The sequence below is a fragment of the Hyphomicrobium sp. MC1 genome, from assembly GCF_000253295.1.
Lineage (GTDB): Bacteria > Pseudomonadota > Alphaproteobacteria > Rhizobiales > Hyphomicrobiaceae > Hyphomicrobium_B.
In genome coordinates this window covers 1,602,631-1,622,936 of the sequence record NC_015717.1, presented here as the reverse complement: position 1 = coordinate 1,622,936, position 20,306 = coordinate 1,602,631, and the positions used below count along the sequence as shown (strand labels likewise).

The 20,306-nt window shown below is 58.2% G+C and carries 17 protein-coding genes and 1 pseudogene; 9 read left to right on the top strand and 9 right to left on the bottom strand.

Translation table 11 applies throughout. The annotated features are described in order from the left end of the window. The first annotated feature begins 3 nt into the window (after positions 1 to 3). Genes ccoP through HYPMC_RS07920 form a run of 6 tightly spaced genes read left to right on the top strand, consistent with a single transcriptional unit; the run spans position 4 to position 6,024 of the window. On the top strand, positions 4 to 942 hold the full coding sequence (gene ccoP / locus HYPMC_RS07945; protein WP_013947355.1) for a cytochrome-c oxidase, cbb3-type subunit III: 939 nt from the start codon (positions 4 to 6) through the stop codon (positions 940 to 942). Then, positions 939 to 2,426: a cytochrome c oxidase accessory protein CcoG gene (gene ccoG / locus HYPMC_RS07940; RefSeq protein WP_013947354.1), complete on the top strand. Its 1,488-nt coding sequence runs from the start codon at positions 939 to 941 to the stop codon at positions 2,424 to 2,426. Before ccoP ends, ccoG begins: the two co-directional genes overlap by 4 nt. Before the next feature lie 11 nt (positions 2,427 to 2,437). Next, positions 2,438 to 2,941, top strand: coding sequence for a FixH family protein (locus HYPMC_RS07935; RefSeq protein WP_029670929.1), 504 nt, complete (start codon positions 2,438 to 2,440; stop codon positions 2,939 to 2,941). Beyond that, positions 2,926 to 5,160, top strand: coding sequence for a heavy metal translocating P-type ATPase (locus HYPMC_RS07930; RefSeq protein ID WP_013947352.1), 2,235 nt, complete (start codon positions 2,926 to 2,928; stop codon positions 5,158 to 5,160). The genes HYPMC_RS07935 and HYPMC_RS07930 overlap by 16 nt, the downstream gene beginning before the upstream one ends. Continuing rightward, complete coding sequence (gene ccoS, locus HYPMC_RS07925) at positions 5,157 to 5,342, top strand: cbb3-type cytochrome oxidase assembly protein CcoS (RefSeq protein ID WP_013947351.1); 186 nt, start codon at positions 5,157 to 5,159, stop codon at positions 5,340 to 5,342. The genes HYPMC_RS07930 and ccoS overlap by 4 nt, the downstream gene beginning before the upstream one ends. Then, positions 5,335 to 6,024, top strand: a complete 690-nt coding sequence (locus HYPMC_RS07920; RefSeq protein ID WP_041299878.1) for a sulfite exporter TauE/SafE family protein — start codon at positions 5,335 to 5,337, stop codon at positions 6,022 to 6,024. The genes ccoS and HYPMC_RS07920 overlap by 8 nt, the downstream gene beginning before the upstream one ends. Positions 6,025 to 6,356: 332 nt before the next feature. On the opposite strand, the gene HYPMC_RS07915 is transcribed toward HYPMC_RS07920, so the two are convergent. From HYPMC_RS07915 to HYPMC_RS07900, 4 genes are read right to left on the bottom strand one after another with little or no spacing between them, the layout of a single operon-like run. Next, on the bottom strand, positions 6,357 to 6,986 hold the full coding sequence (locus HYPMC_RS07915) for a hypothetical protein (protein WP_013947349.1): 630 nt from the start codon (positions 6,984 to 6,986) through the stop codon (positions 6,357 to 6,359). A 9-nt stretch (positions 6,987 to 6,995) separates the two neighbouring features. After that, positions 6,996 to 9,251 (bottom strand): xanthine dehydrogenase family protein molybdopterin-binding subunit, encoded by a 2,256-nt coding sequence (locus tag HYPMC_RS07910; protein ID WP_013947348.1) that lies wholly within the window; start codon positions 9,249 to 9,251, stop codon positions 6,996 to 6,998. 1 nt (position 9,252) lies between these two features. Next, entirely contained in the window at positions 9,253 to 9,714 is a 462-nt protein-coding gene (locus tag HYPMC_RS07905) for a (2Fe-2S)-binding protein (protein ID WP_013947347.1), read from the bottom strand. Continuing rightward, positions 9,711 to 10,400, bottom strand: coding sequence for a type 1 glutamine amidotransferase domain-containing protein (locus HYPMC_RS07900; protein WP_013947346.1), 690 nt, complete (start codon positions 10,398 to 10,400; stop codon positions 9,711 to 9,713). Before HYPMC_RS07900 ends, HYPMC_RS07905 begins: the two co-directional genes overlap by 4 nt. Before the next feature lie 449 nt (positions 10,401 to 10,849). Between HYPMC_RS07900 and HYPMC_RS07895 the strand changes: the two genes are divergently transcribed. Together HYPMC_RS07895 and HYPMC_RS07890 are read left to right on the top strand one after the other, a co-directional pair. Continuing rightward, complete coding sequence (locus HYPMC_RS07895; RefSeq protein ID WP_013947345.1) at positions 10,850 to 11,305, top strand: heme-binding protein; 456 nt, start codon at positions 10,850 to 10,852, stop codon at positions 11,303 to 11,305. Between the two features lie 58 nt (positions 11,306 to 11,363). Further along, on the top strand, positions 11,364 to 12,269 hold the full coding sequence (locus HYPMC_RS07890; RefSeq protein ID WP_013947344.1) for an EamA family transporter: 906 nt from the start codon (positions 11,364 to 11,366) through the stop codon (positions 12,267 to 12,269). A 12-nt stretch (positions 12,270 to 12,281) separates the two neighbouring features. Here HYPMC_RS07890 and HYPMC_RS07885 read toward each other — a convergent pair whose 3' ends face one another. From HYPMC_RS07885 to HYPMC_RS07875, 4 genes and pseudogenes are all read right to left on the bottom strand, one after another. Continuing rightward, complete coding sequence (locus tag HYPMC_RS07885) at positions 12,282 to 13,400, bottom strand: MFS transporter (protein ID WP_035575772.1); 1,119 nt, start codon at positions 13,398 to 13,400, stop codon at positions 12,282 to 12,284. Positions 13,401 to 13,563: 163 nt separating this feature from the next. After that, positions 13,564 to 15,393 carry a hypothetical protein gene (locus HYPMC_RS24650; protein WP_244421082.1) on the bottom strand — a complete coding sequence of 610 codons (1,830 nt, stop codon included), beginning with the start codon at positions 15,391 to 15,393 and terminating at the stop codon, positions 13,564 to 13,566. Positions 15,394 to 16,119: 726 nt separating this feature from the next. Further along, positions 16,120 to 16,437: pseudogene (locus tag HYPMC_RS24645) on the bottom strand (transcriptional regulator); the annotation flags it as partial. 434 nt (positions 16,438 to 16,871) lie between these two features. Then, positions 16,872 to 18,281: an IS1182 family transposase gene (locus HYPMC_RS07875; RefSeq protein WP_013947340.1), complete on the bottom strand. Its 1,410-nt coding sequence runs from the start codon at positions 18,279 to 18,281 to the stop codon at positions 16,872 to 16,874. 282 nt (positions 18,282 to 18,563) lie between these two features. Between HYPMC_RS07875 and HYPMC_RS23180 the strand changes: the two genes are divergently transcribed. Beyond that, positions 18,564 to 19,043, top strand: coding sequence for a DNA cytosine methyltransferase (locus HYPMC_RS23180; RefSeq protein ID WP_013947339.1), 480 nt, complete (start codon positions 18,564 to 18,566; stop codon positions 19,041 to 19,043). A 9-nt stretch (positions 19,044 to 19,052) separates the two neighbouring features. Here the strand turns inward: HYPMC_RS23180 and HYPMC_RS07865 are convergent, their stop codons facing one another. After that, positions 19,053 to 19,751, bottom strand: a complete 699-nt coding sequence (locus tag HYPMC_RS07865; protein ID WP_013947338.1) for a hypothetical protein — start codon at positions 19,749 to 19,751, stop codon at positions 19,053 to 19,055. Positions 19,752 to 20,306: the final 555 nt, after the last annotated feature.

The following is a 20,306-nucleotide window of genomic DNA, read 5'->3' as shown; positions in this document are numbered from 1 at the left end:
CCCATGGCGAGCGAGAAGCGCATCGACGAAGTAACGGGCGCCGAAACCACGGGACACGTGTGGGACGGCGACCTGATGGAGCTCAACAAGCCACTACCCCGGTGGTGGCTCTACACGTTCTACGCGTGTATCGTCTGGGCGTTCGGCTATTGGCTCGTCTATCCGGCTTGGCCGATGCTAAACGGCTATACGAAGGGGTTGTTCGGTTACAGCCAGCGCGGTGAGGTCGCAAAAGACGTCGCGTCAGCAAAGGCAGCGCAAGATAAATATCGCGCCGCGATCGCCGCGATGCCGATTGCCGACATAAAGAAGAATCCCGAGCTATTCGAATTCGCTCGCGATGGCGGCGCCGCGATTTTCGGCGACAACTGCGCCCCATGCCACGGTCGTGGTGCGCAAGGCGCCATTGGGTATCCCAATCTCAACGACGACGATTGGCTGTGGGGCGGCGATCTTGAAAGCATCCAAAAGACGATTACGCACGGCGCAAGGTCCGGCGATCCCGAAACCCACTATACGGCTATGCCACGGTTCGGTCTCGACAAGATCCTCGAGCCAGCTCAGATCCGCGACCTCGCCAATTATGTTCGTTCGCTCTCGCATCTTGATGTCGATGCCGCGGCCGCCTCGCGAGGTGCTGCGCTATTCGCAGACAACTGTGCGGCGTGTCACGGTGCCGACGGCAAAGGCAACACCGACGTCGGTGCGCCGAATCTAACCGATGCTATCTGGCTTTATGGCAGCAGCCAGCAAGCGGTCGTGCGTAGCATCGAGACCGGCCGTGGCGGCATGATGCCGGCGTGGAACGGTCGCCTGGATCCCGTGGATATCAAGATGGTCGCGCTCTACGTCCATTCGCTCGGCGGCGGAAAACCCGAGCCGAAAAAAGACGACGAGGGCGAGGCCGAACATAAGGAAGAGGGCCATGAGGCGCCCAAATGACGATGATGGGCGAACATAACAAGTTCATAGCTGATACGGACAACAGATCGTCCGGCGCGAAAGCCGCTGCGTCCAAGACAAGCGCTTACGCATCACATCGAAAGATATATCCGAAGGAAGCGCACGGCACCTTCCGCGCCATCAAATGGGTGGCCTTAGGGCTCACGCTCGGCGTTTATTACATGTTGCCGTGGTTCAGATGGGATCGTGGACCGGGCCTTCCTAATCAAGCTTTTCTGCTCGACTTTGCCAATCAGCGCCTGCTGTTCGGACCGATCGAGATCTGGGCGCAGGAATTCTATTATGTGACGGGGCTGCTCGTTATCTCGGCCCTCTCGCTTTTTCTTGTGACCGCAATCGCTGGGCGCATGTGGTGCGGATATGCCTGCCCGCAGACAGTCTGGACGGATCTGATGATCGCTGTCGAGCGGTTCTGGCAGGGCGACCGCAATGCGCGCCTGCGTCTCGATCAGAGCGGCTGGTCATTCGAAAAGCTCTGGAAGAAAGCGGCGACGCATCTGACCTGGGGGTTCATTGCTATCGCGACAGGAGGGGCTTTCGTCTTTTACTTTCGCGACGCGCCGACGCTCGCGGCCGAGCTCGTGCATGGGACTGCTTCGCCAATAGCATATGCTTTTGTCGGCGTGTTCGCCTTCACGACTTATATACTTGGTGGCATTGCGCGGGAGCAGGTCTGTATCTACATGTGCCCGTGGCCACGCATCCAAGGAGCAATGCTAGATCACGATTCCCTCTTCATTTCGTATCGCGAGGTTCGCGGCGAGCCGCGCGGATCACATAAGCGCGATGAAAGCTGGGAAGGGAGGGGCGACTGCGTCGACTGCAAGGCTTGCGTCGCCGTCTGTCCGACGGGCATTGACATCCGCGACGGCGCGCAGCTCGAGTGTATTCAATGCGCGCTATGCATAGATGCATGCGACGAGATCATGGATCGCGTGGGTCGTCCGCGCGGATTGATCGCCTATACGACGGCTGCCAACCTTGCGAACGCTACCAAAGGTCCTCGTGACGGATGGCGGATCGTACGGCCGCGAACGATCCTCTATTCGGTCCTGATTGTTGCAGTCGGAGGCCTGATGGTCTGGTCGCTGCTCAATCGCGCCGATACACAGCTAAGTGTCGCGCCCGATCGCAATCCGCTGTTCGTTACGCTGAGCGACGGCGGTCTGCGCGATGGTTATACGGTGAAGATCACCAACAAGCTCCAAGCGACACGGCATTTCAAAATTTCCGTTTTAGGTCTCGAGAGAGCCCAGCTCCAGTTCGTGGAATTCGACGAACAGGACCCGGTGATCGACGTCAAACCCGCGGAGGTTCGGGCGGTGAAGTTCTTCGTCTTGATCGAGCCATCGGAACGGAGAGAACTCAAAGGAGATTCGACACCCATCACGATTACTGTAACGGACACTGCAACAGGTCACACAACTTCACGTTCGACGACGTTCAGCGGGCCACCGTCATGAAACAAGCTGCCATGAAACAAGCCCTTCCGGTACGAAGTGGGATCAATGGCTGGCACGTGCTTTTCGGCATGATTGCCTTCTTTGTCACCGTCACTGCGGTCGACAGCGTGATGATCTACGATGCCATTTCGACCTTCGGAGGCGACACGCCTGACGCTTACCGGACGGGCCTGCGTTACAACCAGCGCATCGCCGACGAGCGCCGGCAGGATGAGCTCGGTTGGACGGAAGCAACAAAATTCGACAGCGCCACCGGTGTCTTCAGTGTCACGCTGAAAGATCGCGAGGGACGTAGCATCGACGATCTGCAAATCAGCGGAAGCATCGGCCGTCCCGCCACGGACGTGGCGGATCGCAATCTCGTTCTCGCCTCCCTTGGAGAGGGAGTCTACACGGTCACATTGCCGAATTTGGCCGAAGGTAACTGGGACGTTTCCTTGTTCGTCAGCCAGGGCGATACCGGCCAAAAGAGCGTCGTTTATCGATCCAAGGTGCGGCTATGGAAGCAGCCCTGATCAATTCACTATCGCCGCAACGACGCGCGCCGGCTGATAACACAACGGCGAACGTCGAGACGATAACGTTGTCTGTCCCGGATATCGTCTGCGGAACATGCATCCACACCGTAGAGACGGCGCTGAGAAGCGTTCGAGGCGTTTCAGCGTCCCGAGCCAACCTCGCTTTGCGCCGCGTCACGGTCACTCTCTGCCGTCAGACGGACGGCTCGAGTCCCGATGTGCCTGAGCTCGTCGCGGCGTTAAAGGCCGTAGGCTACACAGCCGCGGAGCTTGTCGAAGGCGCCGAAACGTCCGCCTCGCGCGGGCGAACGAGCGAGCTCATTCCCCGCCTCGGCGTTGCAGGATTCGCAGCGGCCAATATCATGCTGCTATCCGTGTCTGTCTGGTCGGGCGAAGTGTCCGATATGGACAGCTCGGTCCGCGATCTCTTTCATTGGGTATCGGCGCTTATAGCCCTGCCAGCCATCGCCTATGCCGGGCAGCCATTCTTCCGCTCGGCTTTCTCGGCTCTGAGCGCCCGCCGCCTCAACATGGATGTGCCGATCACTCTCGGTATCATCCTCGCGACGGCGATGAGCCTATTCCAGACGATACGCGGCTCCGACCAAGTCTATTTCGATGCCGCGACGACACTCGTCTTCTTCCTTTTAATCGGCCGGGCGCTTGACGAAAGCATGCGCATGCGCGCCAGAGGGGCCGCGGAAAATCTGCTGAGCCTTCGCGCCATGAGCGCGACCGTGGTTTCCGAAGACGGCTCGGTGCGCTTGCTTCCCGCACGCACCCTTTTGCCTGGTATGCGCGTCGCCGTTGCCGCTGGAGAGCGTATCCCTGCCGACGGCATCGTTGTCTCAGGCGTCAGCGAAGTCGACGAGAGTTTGATCACCGGCGAAACCGTACCGCGGAGCGTCACGTCGGGCGCTCACGTTCACGCCGGCACCGTCAACGGCGGCGGAACTTTGCACATTCGTGTCAGCGTCACAGATGAGAACACGTTGCTCGCCGAAATCGGTCGCCTGATGCTCTCGGCCGAGCAAAGCCGCGGTCGCTATGTGCGGCTCGCCGACAGGGCGGCTCAGCTCTACGCACCAGCCGTTCACGTTCTCGGGCTATTGACGTTCACGATGTGGATGATGCTTGGAAGCGGATGGGAAGTTTCGCTCACTCACGCCATCGCGGTGTTGATCATAACGTGCCCGTGCGCGTTGGCGCTCGCGGTGCCTGCGGTTCAGGTCGCGGCGATCAGCAGGCTCTTCAGTCGCGGCGTCATCGTGAAGGCGGCCGATGGTCTCGAGCGGCTGGGCGAAATCGACGGCGTGGTCTTCGACAAAACGGGTACGTTGACGCTTGAGCAGATTGTGCTGGCCGACGACCAGAATATCGAGTCCGGTCTTCTGGCCCGTGTTGCTTCACTCGCAGCTGCGAGCCGACATCCCTATGCGCAAGCCATCGTTCGCGCCGCGCGTGACCGCGGGATCGCCATCAACGCGATCGAGGGCGTCCGCGAGGTTCCGGGCTCCGGGCTTTCATATGTCGGGGACGGACGCGAAGAGCGGCTCGGCTCGGCGCATTGGGCCGGCGCCGCTATCAATCAGAATGTCGAGGCCTCTCTCTGGTATAGGTCTGCCGATGAAGCGGTGATCGGCTTCCGTTTCATCGATCGCATTCGGCCCGACGCGCGTGAGACGGTCGAAACACTGCGAGATGCCGGCTATGCCGTCGAATTGCTGTCAGGCGACCGGCCGCAAACCGTCGCGCGTGCCGCGGCTGCGTGCGCAATAACCGATTGGCAGGGAGCGCTGCGCCCATCCGAGAAGCTTCAGCGCATCGGCGATTTGTGCGCGAATGGTCACAAAACTCTGATGGTTGGTGATGGACTGAACGATGCCCCGGCACTGGCGGCGGGATATGCCTCGATGTCGCCAGCCTCGGGCATGGATATCAGTCAGGCCGCAGCAGATGCCGTATTTCAAGGCGATCGCTTGGGCCCGATTATCGAAACACTGAAGGTTGCGCAGGCGGCACGCCGAATGGCTTTGCAAAATTTTGCGATCGCGATTGGGTACAACGCAGTCTTCGTTCCGATTGCGATGCTCGGACATGTGACGCCCTTGGTCGCTGCGCTCGCTATGTCGACATCGTCGATTGTCGTAACCACAAACGCGCTCCGTCTCAGGACAAAGAAACTTCGTCTGCGGTCAGTCAGGAGGAGCGCATGACATCTCTCGCGTGGCTTATACCCGCAGCATTGACGCTCGGTCTCATGGGACTTGGCGGTTTTTTATGGGCGCTGCGCAACGGCCAGTTCGAAGATCTGGAGGGTGCCGGTTGGCGCGCCCTGGATGATGGAGAGCCTGCGAACACGGCCGTGCAGGAAGAACCTACGGACCGCCATGCCTGAGTCGCTGCTCATATCGGGGTTCGCATTCGGGCTTGCGAGCGCTCTTCATTGTGCGGCGATGTGCGGTGGCATAGCGTGCGGCGCGTTGCTGCTGCTCGACGCACCGACACCCAAAGAGCGATATCGGCAATTGGCCATCATGCAGGCTGGCCGCATCACGACGTACGCAACCTTAGGCGCAGTCGGAGGCGCGATCGGCGCCGGACTTGCAGCACGCCGAGGCGGAATAAGCTTCGAGATCATGCAATGGGCTGCCGCCGTCTCTCTAATCTGGATGGGGCTCGTTCTTGCCGGTGCTATGCCGCGTCTTTCTTTCCTGGACCGCGGAGTGTCTTACCTCGCCCAAGGGTTTGATACGATCGCTGCGCCACTCAGAACGAGGCGAACGGCCGGACCATACGTGTTAGGCGTCGCGTGGGGGCTCAATGCCTGTCCGATGCTCTACGGGGCGGTATTCTTTTCTTCGCTGACAGGCTCTGCCCCTCACGGATTTCTATTCATGACCGGATTTGGGCTTGGCACATTACCGGCTGTCTTTGCTGCCGCGAGTGGTTTGACCTTCCTGCGCACGATAAACGCCAAATGGCCTGTGCGGTTCACAGCTGGCATGGCCTTAGCCCTAGCCGGATTTGCGACCATCTATGTGCCCTGGCCAGCTATCAAGGGAATCTGCTTGCATTGAGACCGAAGCAGAAGGCCGGTCTTTAGCCAAAGCAGACATCCGCAAAAACTGCGAAAATACCTGCTGACGTACTCCACCGATGAACGCTATCTCTGCTTTGCGGAAGTCAGACAGCGTCGGCTTTATCCCATTTGCGGACATTTAACTCTGCTTCACAAAGCGGCCGAACGCGTTTTTGTGCAGGTCTGCTTTCGAATGAAGAGCAGAAGTAATCGGGTTTGCGTAATTTTCTGCTTCTGGCCCAGAGCAGACATCATATCTTCATGCTTGAGCAGTTCCTTAGCGGCGCGAGTAGAGTTGTGGGGACCCGGCTGGCCGATTCACCCTTCTGATCAGTCGGGACACGGCTGCCCCGCAGCTCCCCAGAGGGCCATATCTTTCACATGATCCTCAAACGTCCCCGGTGGGATCGGACGCCCCGTGGGCTCCCAGCTTCGGGGAATAAATCCATTCAGTGATGCATCATGCCTTAAGTGCGCGAGAAGTCCCGCAGCGTCGCGGCCACCATTGCGCTTCGGATCCCGGAGCTGCGCACAAATCTCCGCGCCGCTTTTGCCGAACCAAATGAATTCGACCGGCGCAAGCTGCCAGTCGATGCCGGCGTGCGGCGGCGCCGGCGCGGCGTCATTGGGCACCGTCGAGGTTACGTGGCAGGTCTGGCAAACCAGCGCCTCAGCCCCGATACGACTTTCTCCGCCATGGATGTTCATACCGTGAACGCGAGACTTGCTCTCGCCTGCCGGCGTCCAAATCGGTATAGCTTTGGCATCAACATGACAGTTGGCGCAACGAGGATGCGTGACCACCGCCTCGATGCGCTTCCACGCTTCGAGGCCGTCGGTGCGGCTGACACTTCCAGCCGGCAGAGCATCCTTGTTCGTTTCGCCTTCGGCAAAGACATATCCCGCCAGCGCGGCCATAGATGAAGTGGCCAAGGCCATCGCGACCCACGCTCTTTTCATAACCGGCCCTCATACGAAGTCGATGAACTTGTTGAACGGCATTTCCCGGATACGCTTCCCGGTCGCAGCGAATATGGCGTTTGCAAGCGCCGGCGCTGCTGGCGGAACTGGCGGTTCTCCGATGCCCCTGACCTTCGGTCCGTTTTCCAATCCACGAACGTGGATGACCGGACATTGATAGATCCGCATCGCCTCGTGATGATTGTAGTTGGTCTGCTGCACGGAGCCGTTTGCGTACGTAAGTTCACAATTGATTGCGTGACCTAATCCCCATACGACGCCGCCTTGAACTTGGTTTTCAAAGTTGACCGGGTCGACGACCTTACCGACTTCGGCAGCAACCCAAACGTTCTCGATTTTGATGCCGCGATCGGTCACCGAGACTTCGATAACTTCCGCGGTCGCCGTGCCAAATGACTCGACGAATGCCACCCCCCTCCCTTTGCCATTGCCGATCGGACCCTTCCAATCCGACATCTCGGCTACCGCTTCCAACACCTTGCGATGCGTAGAAACAGTGCACATCTCGATGCGCGCATTGAGCGGGTCGAGACCGGCTACATGCAGCAATTCATCAAAGAAGCTCTCGGTAAAGAAGCCAGCGGTGGAGGCTCCCACTGATCGCCAAGTCGTGCATGGCGAAAGTCCCTTGGCTTCGTAGGTCGTTGCCCGAAAATTCGGAATGTCGTAATACACGTTCCACAGGCCGGCGGCTAATTGGGCGTCGGGATCCTTCGATGGTATGAGGCTTCGCTCCAGCAAGCCGTTCAAGGGAGCGGTCGACGCCAATTTGAGATCTGCGGCGACGATCTTATTCCCGTCGACACTCCCACAGTGACGGGCGATTGCAATCTGTCGGGGAATGTCCTGCCGGAAATCCTCTTCGCGCGAGAAGATAAGTTTCACCGGTGTGCCGGGTATTTGGCTTGCGATTTCGGCCAACACCGGAACGTTCCCGTATTCAAGCCGGTGCCCGAAACTGCCGCCGGTCCACTGATTGTGAAAAGTCACCTTTTCCGGCTTCAAGCCGATCGCGTCAGCCGCAACGTTCTGGACCAATTGTGGGCTCTGATGACCGAACCATAATTCCAGTTTGTCGTCTTTGAAGAGGCCGATGCCGTTGAGCGGCTCGAGGGGCTGGTGTGCCACGTATGGTGCGCGATACTCGGCTTCAACGTGTGTACCACCCTTCAATCCCGTCTCGATATCACCGACCTTGCGCCACTCCTTTCCCAAAAACTCCGGCTTGAACGAACTCTCTAGGTTTTTCCAATGATCGGCTTGCTCGGCAGGATACGCAGAGGGTGCCCACTCGCAATCGATCACCTCGACAGCTCGCATCGCGTACCAGCTATTTGTTGCGATGACAGCGACACCATTTTTAATTTCCAGGATCTTCTTTACGCCCGGCATCGATTGAGCCTTGCTGGCGTCGTACGATTTCAAAGGTTGACCCTTGTTCGGGTTTAGCTTGACGGAGGCAAAAACCATCCCGTCCATTTTCATATCGATCCCGAACTTCATCTCGCCAGTCACTTTCGATCGAACGTCGAGTCGCGTCATGGGCTTGCCCAGCATTCGCCACTTAGACGGATCGCGTAGTTCGGCGTTCACCATAGGCGGGATTTTCGCGGCGTCCGCCGAAAGGTCCACGTAAGGGATTTTGGTTCCGTCTGGCAGGATAACATGGCCGGATTGCGTGCGAAGCTCACCGGCAGTGACGCCCGAACGCTTCGCCGCCGCGGCTTTTAGAGTCTCTCGCGCAATCGCGCCGGCGACCCGAAGTTTTTCATATGTGTCGGGCACGGTGCTCGAACCGCCCGTCATCTGAAGCCCTGTTTTTCTCAAGTACTCGAGCGTATCGGCTCGAGCTTTTTCTGCCGCTGGACTTTGGTCTGCCGCCAGAAATGGTGCGAATTCATCCGCAAAACCGGTATTGAAATAAGCAGGACTTGGGCTAGCAAACCTGATTTCGAATTGGCCTGGATCGAGGTCCATTTCCTCGGCAATCATGTAAGGTTGCACGGAGCCAACGCCTTGACCGATATCGGCATGCTGCGCGATCAACGTAATTTTATTAGGGCTGATTTCCACCCATGGGTTGAAAGTTACGGCATCTGGCGCAAGCCCAGCTGTTAACGGATTGCCGCTTGAAGTCATGAGGATGGCTTCGGCAGCCGCATACGATCCGAAGGCGACTCCGCCCGCGACAGCCGCAGAACCGAAAACGAAAGCCCTGCGTGAAAGGTTTTGAACCTCGCCCATCTCACTTCTCCGCCATTTTTGCAGCGGCAGAGTGAATGGCCGCACGGATACGCGGATATGTTCCGCAGCGGCAGAGGTTTCCTGACATCACCTCATTGATATCTTCGTCGGTCGGCTTCGGGATCAATTCAAGAAGCGAAATGGCTTGCATAATCTGCCCAGTTTGGCAGTAGCCGCATTGAGGAACCTGATGCTCAATCCAGGCTTGGAGCACTGGATGCTGCTCACCCTTATCCACCCCATCAATCGTGGTGATTGCCTTTCCCGCAACATCGCCTATGTGGGCTTGGCAGGAGCGAACAGCGCTTCCGTCTATGTGCACCGTGCAGGCCCCACACTGAGCCACGCCGCATCCATACTTGGCACTCGTGACACCAAGTTCATCGCGCAACACCCAGAGCAAAGGCATTTCGGGGATAACGTCGACCTGGTGCTTTGTGCCGTTGACCGTAATCTCGATCATGTCATCTCCCTTTGGTTGGTGTGTCCGAGGGCGGTGAGCAATTCTTTTGCCAGTGGTCCCGCCGAAGCAGGGTTCTGACCGGTGATGAGACGACCATCGACGACGACCTTAGGCTGCCAGTTGTCTGTAGATGAGTACTCGGCACCCTCTGCTATCAACGCGTCCTCGAGTTCGTAGGGCACATCCTCACGAGCGTAATCGTGCTCTTCTTTCTTCGAGAATGCCGTTAGCTTCTTGCCCCGCACGAACGGCGCGCCATCGCCGAGATCCACGCCGAGAAGGCAGCAAGGTCCGTGGCAAACCGCGGTCACGAGCTTGCCCGTGCTCCAGGCGCGTACGACGGCCTTCTGGACGTCCGCATTGTGCTGGATGTCGACCATCGGCCCCAGTCCGCCGGGCACGAGGATAGCGTCGTAGTCCGCGGCGTCCACCTCGGACAACTTTCGGCTGCGATTCAACCGACGGAACGCTTTGCTCTCAAAAAACCCCTTTTGCGCGGGGTCTTTCTCATCATAGGCATCGTAAGGAGTCCATCCACCAGCGGGTGAGGCGAACTCGATCGCTATACCAGCCTTGTCGAGCACATCAAACGGGTGAGCGACCTCGGCGAAGAAAAAACCAGTCTTACGACTGCGCGGACCGAGGACAGCCGCGTTAGTGACGATGAACAGGACATGCAGCGTCACAGCCTTCTCCTCGATTGAAGAATTCGCAGCCACGAGGTCGGGCGGACTTCTATGGCTTATCTCTATGACGGCGAGCTTCTGCTGCTGATGAAATCACATCGGACCGGCCGTTGCTCTGAGCTCTCTCGGACGAATGAGTTGCGTGTGTAGAAAGCGCCCTCGGTTGCTCCTCAGATCATTTCCAATCGCGACGAATGTACCCCAGAAACAAAACGGCGACCGGTTAAACCGGGTTAAATCGTGCGATTGCTGCCTGTAATGAAGGGAATCCCCCTATCAGACTGCTCGCTCGGCGGCTTTTTTACCTAGATTAACTGGCGCCCTTAACCCGCTTGCCCCAGCTTAGGTGCACCGGCTCTTGCCCGGACACACGCCCGAAGCGTGACAATGCACACGATGCTCACACAGAAGACGAGGAGCCAACGAGGCGCGCCGCAAGTGAGAACGAGATGCCTAGATCCTATCAAACTCTGACGCTTGAGGATGCGAAGCGGATGTCGTCTGCCGGTGAGGCAATGGCTACACGCCTGGGAATTGCCTACAACATCGCCGTGGTCGATGCCGGAGGACACTTACTTGCTTTTGTTCGTCAGGATGGAGCTCTCATAGGCAGCATCGATCTCGCAATCGACAAAGCTGTGACCTCTCGAATTTTCGATAAATCGACTGCGGAGCTCGCAACTCTGGCGGCTCCGGGAAAACCTCTGTTCGGCATTCACCAAAGCAATTCCGGCAAGGTTGTGATTTTCGGCGGCGGCCTTCCAGTTACGATCGATGGGACCATCGTCGGCGCGGTCGGAACCAGCGCAGGCACAGTTGAGCAGGACAATGCCGTCGCCCGGGCCGCGGTTGCGGCGTTAGTTCCCCCGGCATCGTCGAGCGATCCAAATACGAGCGCCCAGTGATGAAGTTTAATGGACGGCGCCTGATACAAAGAGGGCGCCCGCCGGAGCCACGGACCTCATGTCGCTTTACTCGTTCTTGTTCGCATTATCGGGCCCGTTGCTTTGGGCAATTTCCACGCATCTCGATAAATATCTTCTCGATCAATATTTCAAAGATATCCATCCAGCGGTTTCGTTGGCCTTCACCGGGCTCGTCAATGTCGCGGCACTCCCGATTTTCTTACTCATCGACCCCCGGATATTGAATGTCGATCTCCGGACTGCTGCTGTCATGACGCTATCGGGGGGAATGCTGATGTCGGCTATCCTCTTTTATTTGATGGCATTGAAGTACAATGAGGCTTCAGTGGTTGCTCCATTCTTCCAAGCCTCACCGTTGTTCGGCATGGCACTCGCGTTCGGAGTTTTGGGGGAGCAACTCACCGGAATGCAGTTGCTGGGATCGCTCTTGACTATTGCCGGTGCCTTGGTCGTAGCGACCGTCGGCGCAGGTCGCCCCCATCACGGCCTCGCGGCGCTCATGTTGCTGTGCGCAGCGATGGCTGCGTTGAGCTCTCTAATCTTCAAGATTTTCTCTGTGGCCGGAAATTTCTGGCCGACGACATTCTGGATGTTTTTCGGAGAGGCGATATTCGGCTGCTGCTTGCTGTTCGTCGGCACATTCCGGAGAGAGCTCGTCCAGATGGTGCGAGCGAATGCAAGAGCCGTAGTGGGGATTAATCTTGTGAATGAAACCGTCAATCTCTTGGGCAGCCTTGGCATGCGGTATGCCCTCATGATTGCGCCTCTCAGCATCGTTCAAGCAATCAGCAGCACGACGAGCGTGTTCGTATTCATCATCGGCGTCGCCTTGAGCCTCATAGCGCCTCAGTGGGGTCGAGAAGACCTTTCAAGACCCGAACTGGAGAGGAAAGCTGCAGCCGCCGGATTGGTCGGTGTCGGAGTGACGTTGATCGGCCTGTGAAAGGGAGCGTGCTCAAGAACCGATTGTACCAAGACGCCGATTGACGATCATAGTGAGTACCCAAACGATAATCGTAATCGCAACGCAGATCGTTGCAAGGCCGAGGTAGCCGGCAGTCGCGATCACTGTTCCGGCGAGTAGTGGGCCCGCAGCGAAGCCGAGGAGATAGACCGACCCGCCCGCCGCCGCCCAACGACCGCTGCGGTCGAGCGCGGCCGCAAGTCCAAAAAGGTAAGGCGTCGAAAAATTGTAAATGATGACCGACACGACAAGAGCGACGACATAGGCCGTCGGGTCGCGCCAGAGGCAGAGCGTGAGCACCGCGAAAGCGAAGCCGATGCAGAAGGCCGAAATTGGCAATCCTCGTCCCCAGCGCACGTTAAGAGCAGTAGCAGTACCGGCACCCACAAGGCCCAGCGCGGAGGCGATCGTAAGCGTGTATGCGACTGCTCGGGCATCGAGACCCGCGCGCTCCCCCAATGACGTACTAAAAGCATATACGGCGGCACCGGCCGTCAGGAAAAGGCCGATCGCAGCGAGCGTCATCAGTCCGGGTAACGAGGATTGAACTGTTCTATTCGGCGCAGCCCCGTCGACACGGCTGAGATACGTATCCGGCGTTAAAAACAGAAGTGGAGCGAGGGCCAGATCGACAAGCGCGATAAGAGCAAGAATGCCGCGATGCTGGAAGGCAGCGGTAACCTCGGCTCCTATGGCAAAGAGCGCAATGCTCCCCAGCGCCCAGACAACAGTAAAGTAGCCATAGTCTTTGTCCGGATTGTTGGAGCGGGACGCTACGATAAAGAGCGATATCGCCCAAAGGGCGCCCTCGCCGACGCCGCCGACGCTGCGCAATAAAACGAGCGACGCCCACGACGTGCTGAAGATGGATGCGCCTTGGGCAAGCAACGTCAGCGTAACGGCGAAGAGGCTCGCTCGTCGCGCCGATACTCTCGGAAGCACAGGCGCGATCGCCATCGCAGTCAAAGCGAGAGTGACGAGTTCAATGGTGAGAATAAACCCGGCATCTCGTTCCGATAGCGAAAGTCCCTTCATCAACCCATCGATCACTAACGGCGACATCTGCGCGGACAATCCGCCGATCAGCTGGGCTGCTGTCGCGCCGGCCATGATGAATATCGGATGGAGCGCATCGCTTCTTGCCCGAACTCCCTGCGCGTCCGCGGGCGCTACCGTCACCTTGTCCCGAACTGGAGAAGCCCTCAATCGCGGCGATATTCCGTCCCCCTCCATCACTTCTGTCTCCGCCAAGTTCCCCTGTGGTACCGTGCCGTTACCCTAAACGGCCGTTCAGTCGATGCAAAAGCTGCGAGGCTGTTGTTAGATCCTTTGTAGTGAAGCCCTTGCTGAATTTGCGATAGACGGGATCGAGCAACGCGAGTCCATCGCTGTAGCGATCCGATTCGAGATGGTGGCTCGCAAGATCGCTCGCGATGCGCAATTCGAACGACACGGCGCCTATCTCGCGAGCCTCATCCAGCGCGACTTCAAGTAACCTCTCCGAACGGGCGGACTCGCCGCCGCGACGGAGGATTGACGCTTCAATCCGCTGCAATTCACAGCAGCACCAACGTTCGCCCTGCGAAGCCTGATGATGGAACGCTCTGGCTAGCGCGTTGCTCGCTTCATCTAACCTGCCTTGACGGGTCAGCGCATCGGCCAGGATGCCAAGTTTCATACCGATACGAGAGCAGAGACCGGACTCGATAATCCCCTCGATCGCCGTCCGCAAATCGTCGACGGCGTGCTGCTCGCCTCGTAGCTCTCGAAGCGCAGCTTCGTGAAACTGCTGATCCGGAACCCAGATCGCTATGTTCTCCAGCTCGACAATGGATTTCAATCGAGCTTGGTAGCGGTCGAGCGACACCAGGTCGCCGTTCCACAGTGAGACGGGTAACGCAGCCATAGCAATTGCATTGGATTGCGAGACCAAATGCCCAAGGCTACCGGCCTTCTCCACCGCGTCACGCGCAGTTGCTGCCGCGTAGTCCGGGTGACCGTTCATCCACGCGACAAATGGAAGGAGGGATCGTATCCCGATATAGCGGTCCACTTGGAAGCCCGCCATCCGCGATCGCCGATCGGGCTGCGCATAGGTCAAGGCAAGCCGATCGAAGACTTCCCGGCTTTCCGCCAAATGCCCCGAATAGGCCCTCGCGAGGGCCATTGCCCGTTCGTATTCGGGACTAACCGACCAATCTCGGTGACGTGAGGAAATATTACCCAGCTCCTTTAGGCTCTCGATTGCCTCGGGAATCGATCCAGTCTCAAGCAGATACAGAGAGAGCCCCAATACGGATTGCAGAATAAGGCCAACATTTCCGGAGCGTTTCGCGAGATCAATCGCAGCAATCCAAGCCTCCTGCAGCTCGGGGACGACCTTGCGTGAGTAGGCGAGATTCCATGCCCGAGCGCACGCCAGCTTTGCCTTCAATACGTCATCGCACGGGAAGGTATCTGCAGCGTCGAGTGCCAGCTCGACCTGGGCTTGCGCTTCCGAGACAAGTGAAACCTCAAACCATAACGGAATCGCGGCTACGGTAAGCCTAATGCCGAGTTCCGGCTCGCACCCTTCACCAAAAGCCCAGGCGAGTGCCGCGCGCAGGTCGGCGAGGCGATCGCGATAGCGACGAGTCCAGTCGTAAGTTTCGCGCCAATCCCATTCCACATCGGATTGCTCGAAGACCGTGAGCATCCGCCGGGCATGACAGAGGCGCGCCTGTGCCTCAATCGGATCCTCGTGGCGCCGCTGTGTTGCATAGCGCCGGGTGCTGTCCAGCAGCCGGTAACGCAGTCCCGCCCCTCTCACGTGCGCGGTAACGAGAGATTTGGCAACGAGGCCGCCTAAGCCGATGGTAACGGCGGCGGGATTCAAACCCGCCGCAATTGCGATGTCGACCACATCATCGAGTTCGAATGCGTCAGCAAAAACAGAAACGAGACGGAAGATCATTGCCTCGTCGGGCGACAAGAGCCTGAAGCTCCAGTCGATTGTCGCCAGAAGCGTCTCCTGGCGCGAATGGACCCCTTCGTTATGCTGATTGTTAAAGTTGAGATGCTCGCCGAGGGCGGCAAGCAATTCTTGTGGCGCGTTGGTCTCCAACTTTGCCGCAGCCAGTTCGATGGCAAGCGGAAGCCCGTCGAGCGAACGGCATATCTGCGCAATCGCGCCGCAATCGGCATCGATCAATTTATATTCGCTCGCCTCCGATGCCCGCCTCACAAACAAATTAAGTGCCGGAAACCGCAGTGCCTCCTCAGCAATCATTCCGTCGTCGTCGGGCGGGCAATCAAGAGGCCTTAGCCAGAAAACATTTTCAGCGGACGTCGCGAGCGGCTCGCGGCTGGTCGCGAGGAGTGTGCTCGATCCCTGTTCGGAAATCAGTCTTTGAGCGAAAATCGATGCAGCAGGGAGGATGTGTTCGCAGTTGTCCAAAACAACCAGCATGTGGCGCCGACGAAGATGGTCCAGCACCGCGGCGAGGCTATCGCTTGGATTGCCGCGAATTCCGAGCGCGTCCACGAGGACCGTCGGAACAGCCGTCGGGCTGTCGACCGTCGAGAGATCGACAAAGCATATTCCGTCCGCGCAATTCTCTTCACAGGCACGGGCCGCTTCGATCGCAACTGTCGTTTTGCCCACACCGCCGGCGCCCGCGATCGTCACATGCTTGTTCGTGCGTAGAAGGCCTAGAAGCTCTGCGATTTCTCGCTCTCGACCAATGATGTCGCTTTGGCCTGGAAGCTTGTTGGGTCCCGCGGCTGCCATAGGAAGCGGGTCCGCGATATCGAACATGCTCATTTGAACAGCAGCCACAAACCGATAACCTCTGCCCGGAATCGTGGCTACATAAGTCGGCCGCTTCTGCGTATCGCCCAAGGAGCGTCGCAGACTGTACATATTTACCTTGAGATTGCTGTCATGCACGAAAACGTCTGGCCACGTGGCGGCTATGAGCTCTTCCTTCGTCACCAACTCGCCGCTGCGTTGCACCAGCGTGGTCAAAAGGCTCAACGCGCGTGAACCGAGAGGAATTGGGACACCGTCTCGAAGGAGAAGCTGCCGACCAGGAATCAACCTGTAGCACCCGAACGAGAAAATGCGCTGAGCGCGTTCGCTGGCGGATAATTCCAGGGTCGTCTCCATTCGTCTAGCATTCGGCCAGCTACCATGCCCGCTATTTGTAAGGGTTTTAACGACTGCGAAACAAGTCGTTCCGGCGTGGCCCGGGAAAGCGGGCTGCTCAAGGCTGCAGCAGTCCAGACGCCAGAAAGCCGATGATGTTCGATTATGAACACCAACCGTCGTTCATTGAAAAGACCCTGGAATTGCGGCAGTTGATTTAACACTAAGCGGACAAAGCGATGAAGTCTGCCTTTTGCTATCCATCGGACCTTATCAGAGATCGCAAACTATCGCCGGGACAAATGCTGATGTCCGCTTTCTCGGGAGCGTGTTGCAAAACCGGCGGGCTTCCATCGTGTGGCTCGGCGTTGTTTTTAATCCGCCCGTGCTTCCGCTGGCCCCTTACAGGGTCGGCTGGGTTGACACATAGCTAAAGCCTCACGTGCACTCGACACCTACGCCACTGGCATGCCGACGATTGGTTGCGGCGGTCGCCAGATGAGCTTTGCGAGCCGCCTCAGGTTCTGTGCCGTCGCGGTGAGCAGCACCTCGTCCTTCGCACCCGATAGGCCGCGGAGGCGCAGCCGATCCAGCCTGTGGATGCGTTTCATGTGCGCGAACCTTACCTCGACCTTCTTGCGCTCGCGTCGCGAGACCTGGAAGGCTTCGGTGTTGGCCAGCGCGCGCACCTGATCGCGGACGTCTTCGTCGATGTCGCGGGAGACTTTGCGGGCGACCGCCGTTGTGCATTGAGACTTGAGCGTGCAGATGGAGCAATCGTTCTTGCTCGCCCGGTAGGGAAGAATGCGCCCCTGATCGACGATCCCTGAATGAGTGAGCGCGGCGCCGGCCGGACAGATGTAGACGTTCCTGTCGCGATCGAAGACGAAGTCCTCCTTCGTGAAGCGGCCGTCGGTCTGTTTCGACTTGTCCCATACGGGCACGTGCGGTGCGATACCTCTGTCCCAAAGCCACTTCAGAAGCTTTGCCGCGCCATAGGCGGTATCGCCGGCGAGGCGCTCCGGCGCCAGGCCGAAACGGCGCTCGACACGCTCGATCATGATCTCAGTGACAGCGATCTCATCAATACGGTTGGCACGCGTGCCCTCCGCGTCGACGATGATGCCCAGCTTGTTGTCGATGAGATAGTTCGCGTCGTAGGCGAAGAATGGGTCCATGCATTTGCGCGCGACCCAAGCCGCCTGCGGATCGGTCAGCGACACCGCCTTCGGCGGTTTGCCGCCGCGACCGCCGTCGCTCTCGCCACTGCTGGGTCCATCTCCACCGTCGTCCTCGGAACGCGCCGCGTCGAGTGAAGCAAGGTACTCGCGCACCGCATGCGAAGCCTCTTCTGCCTTCGGCCAGTCGATCGGCTGATCGCCGGGAGCCCGCTTGTGCTTGTCGACGTCCGCCTTGATCAGGCTCGCGTCGATCGAGAACGCCTCCCCACCGACGAGGCCTGCCGCGATGCATATCGCCACCACCCGCTCGAACACGCGGCGCAGCACATTGCTCTCACGGAAGCGCTCGTGCCGGGCTCTGGAGAACGCAGAGTGATCGGGGATCCTGTCCTCGATCCCGAGCCTGCAATACCAGCGGTAGGCGAGGTTCACCTGGACCTCGCGACAGATCATGCGCTCAGATCGGATGGCGAACACGTAGCCGACGATGAGCATTCGGATCATCAGCTCGGGATCGATCGATGGCCGACCGGTGTGCGAATAATAGGGTGCGAGTTCCTCGTGCACCCAACCCAGGTCGAGCATGGCGTCAATCTTGCGAACGAGGTGGTCGGGCGGCACCACGTCGTCGAGATTGAACTCGTAGAAGAACTGGCCCTGCTCGGACTTGCCCCGCCCCATCATCGCTCGCCCCGGTCGCTACCCGTTCGATCGCAACGGAATCATGGTTCGCAAGCGGCCTCAACACGAGTTTTGCAACACACTCTCGGCAAAGCGGACATTGACGCTTACGCGCCTACGCTCGCCAGATGGGTGGAAAAACCCTCCACCAACCCACTCAAAATTAGGACGCAAGAAATTCATCCGTTGACGGATTAATCCGTTGCGGCTAGGGCCGACTCCGAGGTGTCGGATGGACACCGAAACGGCCACGCGGTGGGGACAACGCCGTGCTTCTAGAGGTGTATGGAGAAACTAAAACTTCTCGATCTTTTCAGCGGCATTGGCGGCTTCAGTCTCGGGCTTGAAGCATCCGGTTATTTTGAGCCGGTTGCCTTCTGCGAAATCGACACTTTCCCGCAAAGCGTTCTGGCGCGGCGGTTTGTTGGAGTACCAATCTATGGAGACATTCGAGCCCTCACCGCCGAGCGCCTTCGGGCAGACGGCATTATGGTCGACGCCATCTGTGGCGGCTTCCCGTGCCAAGACATCTCGGTCGTGGTGCTTGATCCGTTTGGGGGTTCCGGCACAACGGCATTGGCGGCAGAGACGACGGAACGAAAATGGATTCTAATCGAGCGCGACGAAGAATATGCAGAGAAGGCCATGGCGCGAATTCGCGATCATGTTTTGGGCGAAAGTCATCCAGCGCCAGCTAAGAAGAAGCGCACGCCAGCAGCGCTGCCGAAACCAACGCACGAGATCGCGCAGGTCAGCCTTTTTTAGAAACGTGATCTAAAGCGCGGGTATTAGGAACTCGCCTGGCTCATAAACTTTGTATTTGAATCGAGCTTCATCTCGATCATCGCCGGCATTGTAATATAGGACGCCGGTGAGAAGCGCCTGAACGAAATATCCGTCGCTCATCTCCACGAGAACGCGGTCCCCTATCGTCAGGTGTCCAGAGTCGCGAAGTGGTCTGGCGGTTCGGACATCAATCAACTCACTGCGTTTTGCCGCAGAGGTTGCAATTGTTGACATCTTTTTGGCCCCGCTTTCCGGATAAACCCAAACTCCGGTGCCGCCTGATTTGCTAATCATAATTTGATAGTTCTTGCCGGCAGAATTGATCGGCAAAGAATTCTTTACGGCATCCATCTGGACTGTCACCGACTCGCCCTCGGCGCCAACGCAACCTTCCTCAAGTATTCGGCGATAATCTGCAGCAGTATGCTGTAGTTCTGGCGTACCGGCATGGCTTGGTTTCTGTGGCGCTCGCGAAACGATGCGGACTCCAATTGCTAGGCAAATAATTAGAAATCCTGTGCCGACGAAGAAAAATAGGAGCCAACCCAAGGGCGTCAGCGCATCTCGCGTGTCATGAGACGCGGCTAGCCAGGTTGCAGCGGCGCCGATGATCGCGACGCCAAGGCTATAGAGCCCATAGGCGTCTCCGATCCGGCCAATCCATTGCCAGTGCTTCTCGGAAAGCATCCAATCCCCTTAGATCCGCCTTCAGTGATCAGCCATCCAAAACGCAGGCTCGTGGCAAAAAGGGCGCCCAGCGAACGAGACGCCCTCCACTTAGAACAACCGCAACATGCAGCTACCATCGAAGCAATTACAGGGTGCAACAGGCACCCGGCGCCGAGACGGTAGCATGCACCGTTTGGCTGGCTGGCTTCGAGCTGGATGAACACAAGCATGCGCCCCTCCTCTCTAGCGCGACCTTTCCGTGCCGATAATCAAGCGCGCATGAGGCCAGCGGTTCGGGGATTTTTTCCGTGAAAGCCCGGCGGGGTTCCCCCTCACGCTTCGGCTTAAGTCGAGAGGTAGGGCGCGGGAACATCGGGTTCAATGGCCACCCAGGACTTGTCCCCAACCGAGCCAACGGATCGCCTCAACGGAGCAATCCACCATGTCTTCCCCATACTAGTTTTATTTCCGGCTGTTACGGCGCCAAGCATAAATTCCAGCATAAATCAGGCATAAAATTACGGGGTTTCGGCGCCATCTGGCGCGACAAAGAAAACCACCGAAAATCCTAAT